The sequence below is a fragment of the Hymenobacter glacieicola genome (assembly GCF_014640315.1).
Lineage (GTDB): Bacteria > Bacteroidota > Bacteroidia > Cytophagales > Hymenobacteraceae > Hymenobacter > Hymenobacter glacieicola.
Map to the genome: position 1 here is coordinate 66,974 of NZ_BMGS01000007.1, position 14,372 is coordinate 81,345.

Annotated in this window: 13 protein-coding genes; 5 read left to right on the forward strand and 8 right to left on the reverse strand. The window is 62.6% G+C overall.

All coding sequences use genetic code 11. The annotated features are described in order from the left end of the window. Positions 1–6 precede the first annotated feature (6 nt). From IEW18_RS13705 to IEW18_RS13730, 6 genes are all read right to left on the reverse strand, one after another. The gene (locus IEW18_RS13705; RefSeq protein WP_188558431.1) at positions 7–1,107 is read right to left on the reverse strand and encodes an ATP-binding protein; all 1,101 of its coding nucleotides are present in this window, start codon (positions 1,105–1,107) and stop codon (positions 7–9) included. A 59-nt stretch (positions 1,108–1,166) separates the two neighbouring features. Beyond that, on the reverse strand, positions 1,167–2,771 hold the full coding sequence (locus IEW18_RS13710; protein ID WP_188558432.1) for a DUF5691 domain-containing protein: 1,605 nt from the start codon (positions 2,769–2,771) through the stop codon (positions 1,167–1,169). Next, complete coding sequence (locus IEW18_RS13715) at positions 2,768–4,237, reverse strand: SWIM zinc finger family protein (protein WP_188558433.1); 1,470 nt, start codon at positions 4,235–4,237, stop codon at positions 2,768–2,770. Before IEW18_RS13715 ends, IEW18_RS13710 begins: the two co-directional genes overlap by 4 nt. Positions 4,238–4,295: 58 nt before the next feature. Then, positions 4,296–4,646 (reverse strand): hypothetical protein, encoded by a 351-nt coding sequence (locus IEW18_RS13720; RefSeq protein ID WP_188558434.1) that lies wholly within the window; start codon positions 4,644–4,646, stop codon positions 4,296–4,298. Between the two features lie 328 nt (positions 4,647–4,974). Next, on the reverse strand, positions 4,975–5,559 hold the full coding sequence (locus tag IEW18_RS13725) for a hypothetical protein (protein WP_188558435.1): 585 nt from the start codon (positions 5,557–5,559) through the stop codon (positions 4,975–4,977). Between the two features lie 128 nt (positions 5,560–5,687). Beyond that, positions 5,688–7,988, reverse strand: a complete 2,301-nt coding sequence (locus tag IEW18_RS13730; protein WP_188558436.1) for an efflux RND transporter permease subunit — start codon at positions 7,986–7,988, stop codon at positions 5,688–5,690. Between the two features lie 283 nt (positions 7,989–8,271). On the opposite strand from IEW18_RS13730, the gene IEW18_RS13735 reads away from it, so the two are divergent. From IEW18_RS13735 to IEW18_RS13755, 5 genes are all read left to right on the forward strand, one after another. Beyond that, the gene (locus IEW18_RS13735) at positions 8,272–8,475 is read left to right on the forward strand and encodes a hypothetical protein (RefSeq protein ID WP_188558437.1); all 204 of its coding nucleotides are present in this window, start codon (positions 8,272–8,274) and stop codon (positions 8,473–8,475) included. An 80-nt stretch (positions 8,476–8,555) separates the two neighbouring features. Further along, entirely contained in the window at positions 8,556–9,725 is a 1,170-nt protein-coding gene (locus tag IEW18_RS13740; RefSeq protein WP_188558438.1) for a carboxylesterase family protein, read from the forward strand. 302 nt (positions 9,726–10,027) lie between these two features. Then, entirely contained in the window at positions 10,028–10,396 is a 369-nt protein-coding gene (locus IEW18_RS13745; RefSeq protein ID WP_188558439.1) for a hypothetical protein, read from the forward strand. Between the two features lie 91 nt (positions 10,397–10,487). Then, on the forward strand, positions 10,488–11,282 hold the full coding sequence (locus tag IEW18_RS13750) for a thymidylate synthase (RefSeq protein ID WP_188558440.1): 795 nt from the start codon (positions 10,488–10,490) through the stop codon (positions 11,280–11,282). 536 nt (positions 11,283–11,818) lie between these two features. After that, complete coding sequence (locus tag IEW18_RS13755) at positions 11,819–12,031, forward strand: hypothetical protein (protein WP_188558441.1); 213 nt, start codon at positions 11,819–11,821, stop codon at positions 12,029–12,031. A 319-nt stretch (positions 12,032–12,350) separates the two neighbouring features. On the opposite strand, the gene IEW18_RS13760 is transcribed toward IEW18_RS13755, so the two are convergent. Further along, entirely contained in the window at positions 12,351–13,163 is an 813-nt protein-coding gene (locus IEW18_RS13760; RefSeq protein WP_188558442.1) for an aminotransferase class IV, read from the reverse strand. A 43-nt stretch (positions 13,164–13,206) separates the two neighbouring features. Continuing rightward, positions 13,207–14,346, reverse strand: a complete 1,140-nt coding sequence (gene dprA / locus IEW18_RS13765) for a DNA-processing protein DprA (protein ID WP_188558443.1) — start codon at positions 14,344–14,346, stop codon at positions 13,207–13,209. Positions 14,347–14,372: the final 26 nt, after the last annotated feature.

The following is a 14,372-nucleotide window of genomic DNA, read 5'->3' on the forward strand; positions in this document are numbered from 1 at the left end:
ACTTTTCTACTCCACTACTTCCCGGCAGGCGCGGTAGAGGTCCTTCCAGCCGTCGCGCTCCTTTACGACGGTTTCCAGGTACTCCAGCCACACGACGCGGTCCTGGACGGGGTCTTTGATGACGGCGCCGGTGAGGCCGGCGGCCAGGTCGGCGGCTTGCAGGGTGCCGTCGCCGAAGTAGGCAGCCAGGGTCAGGCCGCTGTTGAGCACGGAAATGGCCTCGCCGGTGCTCAGGGTGCCGCTGGGGCTTTTAAGCTTGGTTTTGCCGTTCTCCGTCACGCCCGAGCGCAGCTCCCGGAAGATGGTCACGAGGCGGCTGATTTGCTCCAGGGCGGTGGTTGTGGGCGGCAGCTGCAGGGCCCGGCCGGTCTTCTCCACCCGCGAGTGCACAATCTGCACTTCCTCGGCGACGGAGGTAGGTAGGGGCAGCACCACGGTGTTGAAGCGGCGGCGCAGGGCGCTGCTCAACTCGTTTACGCCCTTGTCCCGGTCGTTGGCGGTGGCAATGACGTTGAAGCCGCGGGTGGCCTGCACCTCGGTGGCCAGCTCGGGCACGGGCAGCACCTTTTCCGACAGCACCGTAATGAGCGTATCCTGCACGTCGGAAGGAATGCGGGTCAGTTCTTCCACCCGCACCAGGGCGCCCTCCTGCATGCCTTTGAGCAGGGGCGAGGGCACCAGGGCCGCCGCGGAAGGGCCTTCGGCAATCAGGCGGGCGTAGTTCCAGGAGTAGCGCATGGCGTCTTCACTGGTGCCCGCCGTGCCCTGAATCAGCAGGTTGGAGTGCCCGCTGATGGCCGCCGTCAGGTGCTCGGAAACCCAGCTTTTGGCCGTGCCGGGCACCCCGAGCAGCAGCAGGGCGCGGTCGGTGGCCAGGGTAGCCACGGCAATTTCCATCAGCCGCCGCTGCCCGATGTACTTGGGCTCGATGACCAGCCCGTTATCCAGGGTGCCGCCCAGCAGATAAGTTACCACGGCCCAGGGCGAGAGTTTCCAGTTTGGCGGCTTGGGCCGGCCGTCCAGGTCGACCAGGGCAGCGAGTTCTTCGGCGTATTGCACCTCGGCGTGCGGGCGCAGGATTTCAGCGGCGGGATTATTCAGGGGCATCGGAGAAAGTTTGCTAGAAAGTTGGGGTAGGCTGATCCGAAGAGGGAGCTATGTGCTGGTTACCCGGGGCCGGGTGGTTCCTGCAGGGCTTCGATGAGCTGCTGGCGCAAGTGCAGGGCATTGAGCAGGCGGGCCAGGCCGTTGTGAAGGTAGGGCACGTTCTGCAGCAAGGGTTGCAGGGGCTGGGCGCAGAGGTCGTGCTGGGCGGCGGGCACCACGCGGGCCATGTACTCCAGCAGCTGGCTGGCGGCGTAATGAATGCGGTGGAGCTGTTCCGGCCGACTCAGGGCATCGCGCAGCAGCTCCACCACGCGGCGGGTGAGGCGCTCGGGCCAGGGTGCGGGCACTAGGTGCAGCAGGGGCAGCCAGCGAACTTCCGGAGTCAGGTGGGGGGTAGCGTTCAGCAGCGGCAGCACCAGATCCGTCAGCTGAGTTGCGGAAAGAACCTGGGCTATACCCGCGGCCGGCAAGGTAGCTAGTTGCTTGCGGGGTTGCTCATAAAACCATTCCAGCAGGGCAATAGCCCATTTCTGGTCCTGATGCAGCTGGGTGGCTTCGGCCCAGGCGCTGAGCAGCAGGGCAGCCCACTCGGTGCCGGCGGCCAGGTCCAGCAACTTCACCGGTGAAAGGTTCCAGTGAGCCGACCACCTCTCGGGCGGAAGGAGCGCCAACATCTGGCCCAGTAGCGCTGCCTTGTCGCCCGCAAATCGGGTGTCGCGCTGCTCGATGCCGTCGGCCAGCCAGGGTTTGTCCCAGGCTTCGGCAGGTAGCTCCACCAGCAGCTTCTTGCTGAGCAGGCCGCGCTTGAGCTGCACTAGGGGCTCGGCGCGCCGCCACAGCCGCTCTACCAGCCCACTGCCCGGCACCCGGACCAGAAGCAGCCGGGCCGATTGCCGGACTTCTTTGTTTTTCGAGGTCAGATACTGCTCCAACAGGGCTTCGTCCGCAGTGCTGAGTTCCGTGCTAAGGGTGTCCAGCAAGGCCGTCTGGTTTTTGGCCGGCTCCTGGGGCAGGGTGGCGACCAGCAATTCGCGCGCCTGGGTAGGGTTGAGGCCGCGCAGCTGAGCGAGGAAAGCGACGCGCTCCGAGAGGGTGCCAGTTTCCCAAACGGTTTCATCAGAAGCCCCGCTACTACCGGCTACAATGGGTTGCCAGGCCGGATTTTGGGCGGCCAGCCAGCGGCCGCGCTGGCCCAGCACGGCGGCCGTAGCCGCGTGCACGTCGCGGCGGGGGCGGGCGTATTCCAGCAATGGGACCAGCAACTGGTGGGGCACCCGGCGCTGGTGGCGGGGCAGGTCTTCTAGGAAACCGCGCAACAGGCTGGCGTGCGTGCCATCCAGCAGTTGCTGAAGCAGTTGAGCGCCCGCCGGGCCCAGGGCCGGCTCCGCGTCGGGGGCGGCCGCAGGAGCACCGGGGGCCAAGGCTGGCGCGGGAGCGGGCCGGAATCCGGCTTTGCGGATCAAGGATAAGGTTCCGGCGGCCAGTAACAGCTGCTTTTCCCGGTAATCGGGGTGGGTTTCCGGCTCGGGCAGGACGAGGCCCGCATCTGGCAGGGCCTCAGGCGCTTGGCGGCTCCCGAGCAGGGCCACGCGCAGGAGCCGTTGCCAGTCGGCGGCCGGTTGGAGCGCCGGCGTGCGGGTTTGGGGCGAAGTTTCCGACATCATCGGGCGGGGGTAAGAACGGGGAGAGGGGCTGGCCAGAAGGCGAGGGGGCGCAACGCCTCACCGGTCCACTCGCCAAATACCGTGAGTGGGTGCCCGCCGCTGAGGGCCCGCAACTGCCAGCCCGTCAGCTCGTCGCAGAGCAGCGGGAGTACCAGGTCAGTGCCTGACGGCTGGTCCAAGGAAGTAGCTGGAGCGGCGGCTGCGGTAGCCGGTTCGGCAGCGCCTAGGTTGGTGGGTGTGGAGCCCTGAGCTGGGAAGTGCAGCACCCAGGTTCCGCCAGTGGTTTGGTGTGGCACGGCCCCGGCCAGCAGCACCGGCAGTTCCCGCAGCCAGGGCTGGCGGGCCAGGGCCGTGGCATAATCGTCGAGTAGCTGGGCGGGGCCGATGCCGCCGAGCGGGGCCAGCGTGTAGGTGCCGCTGAAGGTTAGCTCGCCCGGCACGGCCCGCAGCGGCAACAGGCCTGGGTAAAAGGAGAGGCTGCCGGTATAGCGCCCGGCCGGAATCAGGGGCGTGGTAAAAGCTTGGCCCCCGAAGGAAAACTCCACGGCCAAGGCAAAACGGCCGGTTTCCTGCCCCTGCAACCAGGTGCGGCGCACCGTCAGCCGCTCTTCTTCGGTCGTTATCTGGCTCAATACAAACCAGGTATCTACTACCCCTGGCTGGGTGGCTATAACTTCTTCTTTCTTGATGGAAACGCCCAGCTGCTGCACTACTTCCTGGCGGGTAGTGGCGGGGAGCTGCTCCAGGCGCGGCACGGTGCGCACCAGCAGGTACAGCTCGCCGAGGCGGGCGAGCATGCGCTCGGGCCAGTTGGGCCCCTGGTGGCGCAGGGTCGGCAGCTCCCGGATAGTGGTGGCCAGCCCCGGTAGCTGGTTGTCGACGAGGCGGGCGACCTGGTTTTCCCAGAAGCTCAGGGGCTGGCTTTCGGTAGCCGCCAACCCCGCCCGTACCAGGTCCAGCAGCCAGGTTTCCAGCTCCTCGGCGCCGCGCTGCATGCGGGCCAGGCGCTGCGCTTCCCGCTTCTGGCGGGCCAGTTCCGGCTCCGAGGCCGCCCCCGCAGTAGCCGGTTTGGCCAGTTCCGTTAAGGCAGATAGGTCGGCGTCCGGGGAAGCGCTTTTCGCGTGCTGTTTGCCCGTGGTTTGCTGGCGCTTGGTCAGCCATTCTGCCAGCCAGGGCGGCGGGGTAGGGCCACTCAGCAGTTGGGGCTGGCGGGCCAGCAGCAGGAGCAGGCCCGCGCCGTGCTTGCAGGGAAACACGCGGCTGGGGCAGGAGCATTTGAAAGCCGGCTCCCGCAGGTCGATGCCGGTTTGGTAGGGCGTGCTGCCGCTGCCTTTGCACTCGCCCCAGGCGGCGGTTTCGGTCTGGCCGAGGTTGCTCCACTTGGCGGGAGCGGCCAGCTCCTGGCCCCGCTTGAGCGTGCCGGGGTCGGTGATAAGGGCGCGGGCCTGTGCTTCGGTCCAGGTCAAGTGGTAGCAAGGTTATGCCCGCGGGGCGGCGGGCAGGATACCGTGGCAAAGTAGCAGGTCAGAGGGGAAATTCCGCGCCGCAGCGGGGGCATTTGTGCAGGGCCGTACCGGCGTAGAACACGCGTTTCCACCACGCCGGGCGCGGAACGGCCATTGGCTCCGGGGCGCCGCAGCGGGGGCAGCGCGGCGCGGGCGGGGTAGCGCGCTGCCGCTCAAAAGCTTCCACCGTTGCTTGCGCCGCCGAGGCATCGGCCTGCTCAATCAGCAGCTGGTAGTACATGCCCTCACCGAAAGGAAATGTGGGCGGGCCGCAGGTTTTTACCAGGGCGTCAATGTCGGCCTGGCGCAGCTGCTGGTAAAGCGCCACGGCCTCGGCATACGTCAGGTACTGAGCAGCGGGCGTGAGCAACGGAAGCGGGGAGGTAGTGATGTAACGACTCCGTGAGGTAGAGCGAGTTTGAGATTTGCTAAAAATCTCGTTTCCGTTCTGCTTGATCTGGCGTCCGCTTGTTTGACTGCTGTTTAGCCACAAAAAGAACGTCATTCCGAGTGAAGCGAGGAATCTGGCGTGCTGACGTTACAATGCTATGCAGACATCAGCACGCCAGATTCCTCGCTCCGCTCGGGATGACGTTCTTATTCGACAACTGTCCACACTCTCCAGTGAGTTTGCTGTTTTGATTGCACAAGACCGCACCAGCCGAACCTCAAACTCACTAGGTCGCTAAATCACTACCTCACCGTTTGCGCCGGGTGGGGGCGGTGGTCAGGCGGTTGCGCAGCCGCAGCACGTACCAGAGCAGGCCAGCGCAGAGCACGGCCAGACCGGCGGCCAGCAGCTCCCGGCTGGTGCGGGCCTGGGTGGCCTCGTCGGCGGTGGCTTGCAGGTCCAGGAGCTTCTTTTCGCGCTGCTTGTCGCGCAGCTGCAGGTTCTGAATCTGGTTTTCCAGGTCGTAAAAGCGTTGGCGGGTGCTGCTCTGGTCGGTTTGGGCCACCGTAATCTGCTGGCGGGCCTGCTGGTTTTCGGCTACCACGGCGGCGGTGCGGCGCAGGGTTGCGGCCTGCACGGCCCGCACAATTTCGGTGTCCTTGCGGATAATGCCCTTCAGCGCCTCCGCCACCTCTTCCAAGTCCTTTTTGCTGCGCTTGTTGCCGAACAGGCTGTTGCGCTGGGCATTGGCCTCCTCGTACTGGCGCACCAGGGTTTCGCGCTCCTGAATCAGGCGGGGCAGCGGGTCGTTGGCCGGAGCGGCAGGAGGCGTTTGGGCGAGGGCGCCAGCGCAGGTAAGGGCAAAGAGAAAGGGTAGGAGGCGTTTCGTCATAGGGCAAAGTAACGGGGAAGCCGGCCCCGTAGTTTGCCCCAGGGTGCTTTTAAACCTCAACTGGTAACGGGGCCCCCGGTCCAAGTCCTACTGCATCGGGGGCGGCCAGCAGTATCGATATGCGCAGCTTAGCCGCCCAGCGCCGGTACCGGCTGACGGATTTCCTTGGGCCGGTGCCGGTAGAAGGCCAGAATCAGGATGGGCAGCAAGGTCAGCTCGGCCACTACCCCAAACAGCAGGGTCAGGCCGATGAGCAGGCCCACGTAAAACGTCCCGTCGAAGGAGGAGAAAATCAGGGTCGAGAAGCCGCCCACCAGAATCAGGGACGTGACGATAACCGCTTTGCCGGCCATCAGGTAGGTTTTGCGCACGGCCCGGAACAGGCTGGGCTCCTCCAGCAGCACCAGCTTGAGCTTGCTGATGAAGTGGATGGTGTCATCGACGGCAATGCCGAAGGCAATGGTGAAGATGATGCTGGTGCTCACCTTCATGCTTACGCCGGCCGCGCCCATTACGCCCGCCACAATCAGGATGGGCACCAGGTTGGGCACCAGCACCACCAGGGTCATGCGCAGGGAGCGGAACAGCAGCAGGACAATGAGCGTGACCATTACAATGTCGATGCTCATGCCCGTAATCATGTTGAGCGTGAGGTTTTCGTTGTTTTTGTCGATGAGGTTGGCCGAGCCCGTGAGGCGGGTGCGCAGCACGGTGCTGTCGATGGAGGCACGCAGGTAGCGGCGCAAATCGGCGTTCAGCTTATCGGCCCGGATGGAGCCCACGTCGGGCATGCGGCCCGTGAGGCGCCCCTCGGAGCCATCCGGCAAGGCCAGGGCCCGGAACTCCGGCTTCTTGCGAAACAGCTTCACCTTGCGCGTCAGGCGCTGGAGCTCGGCCTCGGAATCGGGGAGGCGGTACTCTGCGAGCAGGCCGCCGTTCAGGGCTTTGCGCACTGATTTGATGAGGGTAACCGGCGAGGCCACGAAGTTCAGCCCGTAGGTGGTGTGCAGGTAGCCTTCAATTTTCTCGGTCTGGCGCAGCACTGCCAGGTCGTAAATGCTACGGCCGGGCGCGGGTTTCAAGTCCAGCTCGAACGGGCGCACGCCAGCAAACTGCCGCTCGAAAAACTTAAAATCCAGCTTCACCGGGTCGTTTTTCGATAAGTCATCGAGCAGGGCGGAGTTGATGCGGATGCGCGAGGCCGAGGCCACCGACAAGACCAGCACCAGGGCGCTGATGGCCACCACCCAGTGCCGCCGGACCAGCACCACGCGGAACATGCGGCCCAGCACACCGTCCCAGCTGTGGCCTTCGGCGCGGGGCACCCGCAGCTGGGGCTTGCCCAGCAGCACCAGCATGGCCGGCAGCAGGGTAAAGCTCAGGGCAAAGGTGAGCAGCACGGCAATGCCCGTAAACAGTCCGAAGTTGTAAATCGGCCGGATGGTGCTGGTCATCAGGGTAAAGAAGCCGATGCTGGTGGTCAGGGCCGACAGGCCCGAGCCAAAGCCCGACTCCTTCAGGGCAATGCGCAAGGAATCCTTCTTGCTGGCCCCGTAGCCCAGCTCCGTAACGTAGCGCGTGATGATGTGAATGGTATCGGACATGCCCACCACGAATAGCATCACCGGCAGCAGGGCCGTCATCAGGTCAATGCTGATTCCGCAGGCCGACATCAGCCCCAGACCCCACACAATGGCCCCCAGCACCACCACCAGCGGCAGCACCACGCCCCACCAGGTCCGGAACGTCAGCCACAAGAGCCCCGTCACCAGCACCACCGACAGGCTCATAAACACCATCAGCTCCACCTGCAGCCGGTCCACGAACACCGACTGGGCCACCATTTTACCGGCCAGGTGGTACTGGTTTTCGGCAAAGCCCTGGCGCTGCAACTCCGCGCGCACGGCCGTTAGCAGGGAGTCGCCGGGCGGCTTGCTCAGGTTGGGCGAGGTCTGGAAGAGGATAGTGGCCGCCCGAGCATCCTGCGAAATCAGGTTGCCCACCAGCCCCGGCGTGCGGTACACCAAGGCCGAATCCTGGGCGCGGCGGCTGGGGTCCTGGGGGTGGAGGTAGGGCACGTTGAACACGCCCAGGCCCTCCACGACTGGGTTCACGGCGTTGGTCGGCGAGGATACCTGCGTGACGTGCCGCCGCTGCTGAATAAAGCGCGTGAGGGAGTCAACCTTGGTCAGGAAGCGCGGCTCAAACACGGTTTGGCCGGCCGGAGCTTCCAGGCCCAGCAGCACGTAGTCGTTGTCGTTGCCGAAGCGGCCGGAGTACTGCATATAGTAGTCCAGGTCCGGGTCGCCGGCGGGGTAGAAGTCGTTGAAATTATAGTTAAAGCGCAGCTGGGCCACGAAAAGCACGGCCAGGGCCGTGAGCAGCCCCAGGGCCAGCAGGGTAAGATGAGCGAGTTTGCGAAGCGGCATAAGAGGTAGCGCAACAGTGAAAACCGGCCGGAGCCGGGCCCCGCTGCGGCGCCGTATGGGCGGCGGAGGGTTGGGGAGCTACGGAGGGGTAGCCCCCAGAAGGCGGCGCGAAACTAGCGCCGGTTGCCGGAAAGGTGATGAGTTGGGCGGCGCCGTGTACTTTATTTGTGTACTTTATTTGTGTACTTTAGAAGCGGCCCTACCCATCTGGCAGACTGTCCAGCGGACTAGGGAGGCCAACCGCTATTTTCCCGCTTTTGTTTCCCTCTCAACTTCCCCTAGTATGAAAAACACCCTGCTCGCCCTGGCCTTGTTTGCTTTCGTTGGTACCGCTGCTGCCCACGAAGGCAAAGACGGGAAAAAAGGCAAGAAAGAAACCTGCTCGAAAGCCACCGCCGGCACCCCGTCCTGCTGCATGAAGAAAGGTGCCAAAACCGCCGCCGTTACTTCCGCTCCGGCCGCCGCGCCCGCCGTGAAGTCCCTGTAAACAGCACGTTATTGCGCAAAAAGCCACTTTACTTAAAGTGGCTTTTTTTGTGCCAGTCTATCCTATCTTACTACCTCTCTATGCGTCGAATAAGTATACTGGTTGGAATATGCAGCGGGCTGTGGACCGGTAGCGGCCAGGCTCAGAGCTACGACCAGCAGTTGCAGCGGGCATCTGCCAAAATGGGCCAGCGGGACTACTGCGGGGCCGTGCGGGAGTTTCAAGCCGCCTTCGCCGATAGCACCAAAGCCGGTCCGTTCGATGTATTCGCGGGCACCATAGCGGCGGCCAACTGCCCGGCCCAACGCACCCAGGCCCTGCGGTGGCTGCTCCGCATTCCCCGTTTTGCCGAGCTGCCCGTCACCGCGCAAGATGTGCGCAACATTGCCCAGGAAGCCGGCTTACGCAGTTTATATGATACCCCACAGTGGACTTATTTTCTGGCCCAGATGCAGGCGCATGCCCAGCGGCGCGAAACGGCGGCCCGGCAGGCGGCCCAGCAGTGGCTGACGAACACGCAGCAAAATGCCCTGCCAACGCCTGTTCGCCGGAAGCGGTACGCGGCGGCCCCGCCCGGTTTTGCCCGCTACGTTACGCCGGCCGACACTGTGCAGGCTCCGTACCTGATATACGTGCCGCCGAGCTACGACCCCTCCACGGCCGCGCCCCTGCTGGTGTACTTGCACGGCGGCGTTGCCAGTGCCACGCAGTTCCGCATTAATGACCCAGGGGTAGCCCAGGAGCCAATCTTCCGCGCGGCCGAGCAACAGCGGGCCATTGTGCTTTACCCGTATGGTCGTAAGTCGTTCGGATGGTTGGAGCACCAGGCAGCGCTGGCGGCGGTGCGCCGGATGGTGGCTGAGGTTCAGACGCGCTACCATGTAGATGCCCGGCGCATTTATCTGGGCGGAATGTCGAACGGCGGAACGGCGGCCTTTTGGTATGCGTGCCAGCAGCCCCAGGGCTTTGCCGGTTTCTACGCCATATCGGCCATGCCCGTGAGCAGCCTGGGGCCTCTGCGCTTCCAAACCCTAGCTGGCGGTGCGCCTCTGTATTCTCTTAATGCTGAAGATGATGAAGTATTTCCCTACAAAGAGGTAGCCGCCATTCATCAGCAGCACGGCGCCAAAGCGCCGCAGTGGCATTTCGCGTCCCGGCCCACCGGCGGCCACGGCTTCCTGTATGGGCCCGACGGCCTGACTGCTTTGCAGGAGTTGCTGGCTCAGCTGATGGGTAAACCCAAAAGGTAAAGCGACGATTATTCTCACACGAGTAGCTCAGCTTGCTTTGGGAAACAGAGGTTTTCATTGAAATCATTACTCGCACAATGTGCCCATAGAAACTTGCTTTCAGCTTGCGCCACTAACTTATCAGGAGCAAATAATCAGTAGGTAGGATGGGCACTAGTGAATAGCAACTCGGCAGTTTTGTAATTTTTGAACGCAAACGCCCGGCCAAAAATGCGGTTAGCCACGGTGCCCATTCTGATGCAACTTTGGCTGCTGGCGGCAACTCCTGCTGCTGTACGCATCACCCTAGCCAAACTAGCCCTATGAAACTAGTATTTCCTTACCTGCTCATCGGAGTGCTGTGCCTTGGTGGTAGCAGCTGCAAGAAAGACGATGAAACGACCCAGGCGGCCTGCACAGCAACGTCCGACGTGCTGATGCGGGCCAATAACTGGAAGGGGCGCGTGGTGTTCGATTCGGCCCTGAATACCTACGTAGTCAGCTACTTTGTGCCGGGCTCCATTGATTCCGTCTACGATGGGGTAGTGTGTTCCTTGCCGGCTGAGCTGCGGCAGGAGGGGCAGCTGGTAACGTTCAGCGGCCAGTACCGCGCCTATACCGGCCCGGTTAAACCGCAGTTTGGCGGGCAGCAGTATTACTACCTTGAGCTAACCAACGTAACGGCCCGCTAGGCCCCGCCCCGCGCAGAAATTCGCGGGCCGGGTGCAAGCTGCTAGGCGGGTTTCTGTACTTTTGGTGGCTTCCTCGCCACCTTTCCTTTCTATGCACCAGTACCACACCCTGCTCCAACACATCCTTGACCACGGCACCCGCAAAACCGACCGCACCGGCACCGGTACGCTCTCGGTGTTTGGCTACCAGATGCGCTTCAACCTGCAGGAAGGCTTTCCGCTGGTGACCACCAAAAAGGTGCACCTGAAAAGCATCATATACGAGCTGCTCTGGTTTCTGCGCGGCGACACGAACATTGCCTACCTCAAGGAGCACGGCGTGAGCATCTGGGATGAGTGGGCCGATGAAAACGGTGAACTGGGCCCCGTGTATGGCAAGCAGTGGCGGGCCTGGACCGGCCCCGACGGCCAGACCATCGACCAGATCAGTGACATCGTGCGCCAGCTGCGCCAGTCGCCCGATTCGCGCCGCATCGTACTATCCGCCTGGAACGTGGCCGATTTGCCCCAGATGAAGCTGCAGCCCTGCCACGCCCTGGTGCAGTTCTACGTTGCCGATAACCGGCTCAGCTGCCAGCTCTACCAGCGCTCGGCCGATGTGTTTCTGGGCGTGCCCTTCAACATTGCTTCCTACGCCCTGCTTACTCTCATGATGGCCCAGGTAGTGGGCCTGGAGCCCGGCGAATTTGTTTGGACCGGCGGCGACACCCACCTCTACAGTAACCACCTGGAGCAGGCCCGCCTGCAACTAACCCGCGAACCGCGCCCACTGCCCCAAATGCATCTGAACCCCGCCGTGCAGGACATCTTCGGCTTCCAGTTCGAGGACTTCAAGCTGGAAAACTACGACCCCTGGCCCGCCATCAAGGCCCCGGTGGCGGTGTAGCAGCAGCTAATCAATTCAAAAAATGCTGGAGTTTATTGCTGAAGTTGTCGTCGGATCGGTTTTCGATGCTCTTTTTAGCGGCAAGGTCAGCTGATAAAATACCCGTTTCTGTTTGTTCTGTCGTCCTACCTGCTACTGCGGGGCTAGTTGCACGTACGCCCCCGCTCCGCCGGAGCACGAGAGCTGTACTAGCAAGGCAAGCAGGTGGCCGTGCATGTTATGCAGTACGTGCTATCCGTGGTCGTGGCGCTGCCGCTAGCTGTGCTGTTTGGCATGGGGCTTTGGCACGCTGGACAGGAAGTATTAAAATTATTGCGTTAGGTAGGAGTTGCGCCCAGTGTAGGAGGTACTACCCACTCAGCACCACCAGAGGTAAACTTTACTTTTAAGTAACGCGCATTTGCTGGCAGATATTAGTAATTGGATATAATTGATTATGAGTACGCTATAACAAGGATTGAAAAATATTTCAATAAAAATAAGCCAATAAGGAACTAAAAAAATCCAGCTGTATATGCCTTGTCGTATGTTGCTGCATGACATTAACCGCTACGCCTTTTATCCTACCGGCCACAACTACCCTTACTCGCCAGCAGCGGGCCTGGGTCGCCTTATATTCCTTGGATGCTGGCCGTCCCGACCGGGCTGCAGTGCTCCAGCAGAACAGCGTCACGGAAGCCGACTTGGCAGAGTTTGTTGACAGCTGGTTGCGCCTCCGGCGACGGGCAACGCTGCGGCAACTGCTCTAGGCGGAAGATAGTCTGCTGACAGACAAGCAGTAGTAAATTTATAACACCTCAATAAAATCCAAATCATGATGCAGTAACGTAGGCAGAAGTATGACTACTGCTAGCTTACTCTATCCTGCTGCTATACCTACGTCTACCACTACGTTAACCCGCCGTCAGCGGGCCTGGGTTGCCTTGTACTCGCTGGATGCCGGTCACCGTGACCGGGCTGAGGTATTGGCCCAGAATGATATTACAGAGGCCGATTTACTTGAATTCGAAGAAAGCTGGCTGCAGATGCGCTGCCAATTGCCCGGCAGCCGGGGCTAGCCGTTCCCAGCTATTCTGCCGCGCGTAAGCGCAGGAGCAGCGGGTGCTCCGCCGCCCCAAACGATACCTCCTCTATCCGCCGAATTAACCGAATTCCAGCAATGTTAGCCGTAAAAACGGCCTCCGCCGCTAACACTTCAGTAGGCAGAAAGCGTCCGGCCTGCCACGCAATACCCAGGCGCTGCGCCACGGTGCGCAGGTAAGCCAGGCGGGTGCCGGCCACTGCTCCCGTGGCCTCAGTGGGCGTGTACACGGTGCCTTCCTTAATCCAGCCTATGCCCGCCGCTATGGTTTCGGCCACGTAGCCATCGGCGGAAAGCAAGATCAGCTCCCCCAGGCCCCGCTGGTCCCGCTCGCGGGCGGCCTGCACGTAGGTAAGGGCGTTGGGGCCCTTGCAGAAGGAGAAGGGCGAGTAGGAGGTAAAAAGGCGGGTGGCAAAGGCCGCCTGGTCAATAAACCCATCCTGCGGGGTGAAAGCCTGGATGGTAGCCAGCCACTCACAGGCGGTAGTAGTAGGGGTGTAGAGCCCGGCCCCGGCCCGCCACACCTGCAACCGGAGGCGCTGCGGCCCGGCTTCCGCATGTTGGGCCGCTACCAACCGCCCGAGGGTTGCGGCAAGATGATCGGGATCCAGTTCAGGGGGTAGCACCAGGCCCAGCGCCTGCGCGGCCCGCTGCATGCGTGCCAGGTGCTGGGGCAGGTAGCGGATGCCTGTCTGGTCCCATATCATCGTCTCGAAAAACCCGTCATTATAGTACAGCCCCCGATTGGGCAGGGGTAGCGCCGCCGTTTCCGCAACAAGTTGACCGTTATAAAGCAGCATGGTTAAAGGCAGAAATGAAGGGTAGGGGGCGGACAGCTGGCCGTTAGAGTAGGGCAAAGCGCTTGCCCGGCAAAGCTTTTACAACGCTCCTGAACTCCAGCCCCAGCAGCAACGAAGCTACCTGATGCACCGGAAACTGCGCCTTCCAGGCCAGCGTATCGAGGTGCTCTTCGCCGTTGGGCGCCGCTTGCAGCACGGTCAGCACCCCAAACTCGGCGGGGGTGAAATCGTCAGCGTCGTAGGTGGCGGGGCCTTTGAACTTGCCCTGCAGGTGCAGGGCCGCGTCCCAGTTGAGCAGTTGCTCCAGGTCCTCCGGCTCGGAGTATAGGGCAGCCTTGTTGGCTTTAATCAGCTCGTGGCAGCCTTCCGAAGCGGCTGAGCCCAGTGGCCCTGGTACGGCCAGCACGTCCCGGTCGTAGCTCTGGGCCAGGTCGGCGGTTATCAGGGCCCCACCTTTACGGGCCGCTTCCACTACCACGGTGCCATCGGCGAGGCCGGCAATGATGCGGTTTCTCGCGGGAAAATTATACTTGTCGGGCTGGGTACCGAAGGGAAACTCCGTGAGCAGTCCGCCCTGGGTAAGCATTTTCTCGGCCGTTTTGCGGTGGGCCGGTGGGTAGAGCTTGTCCAAGCCCGTCGCCATGACGCCCACCGTCTCCAGCCCTTCCTGCAGGGCCGCGCGGTGGGCCGCAATGTCGATGCCATAGGCCAGCCCGCTCACTACCAGCGGCCGGTGTGAAACCAGGCCCTTAACTAGCCGCTCCGTCTGCTCCCGGCCGTAGTCGGTAGCTTTGCGGGTGCCTACTACGGCCACGGTTTTGGGCTGGTTTAGGTCGGCGGTGCCTTGGTAGTAGAGCAGGGTAGGCGCGTCGGGCAGCTGCTTCAGGCGGCTCGGGAACTGCTTGCTGGTATAGAACAGCAGCTGTACGCCGTCCTGCTCCGCCTTGCGTAGAGTGGCTTCGGCCTGATTTAAAGCGGCTGTGCGCCCGGCCCCGGTCAGGATGGCGACGGTGGCGGGGCCTACCCCCGGAATCTTGCGCAGCTTGCCTGGTGGCAGGTGCAGCACGTTCCGGGCCGAGCCCCCGTAGCTCATCAGCTGCCGCGTCAGCTGCGGCCCAATGTTAGGAAAAAGGGTGAGTGCGACTTCGTGAAGGAGCGTATCGTCGGTGGTAGAAATAGGCATTATACGGGAGCTAGAAATAGGAAATT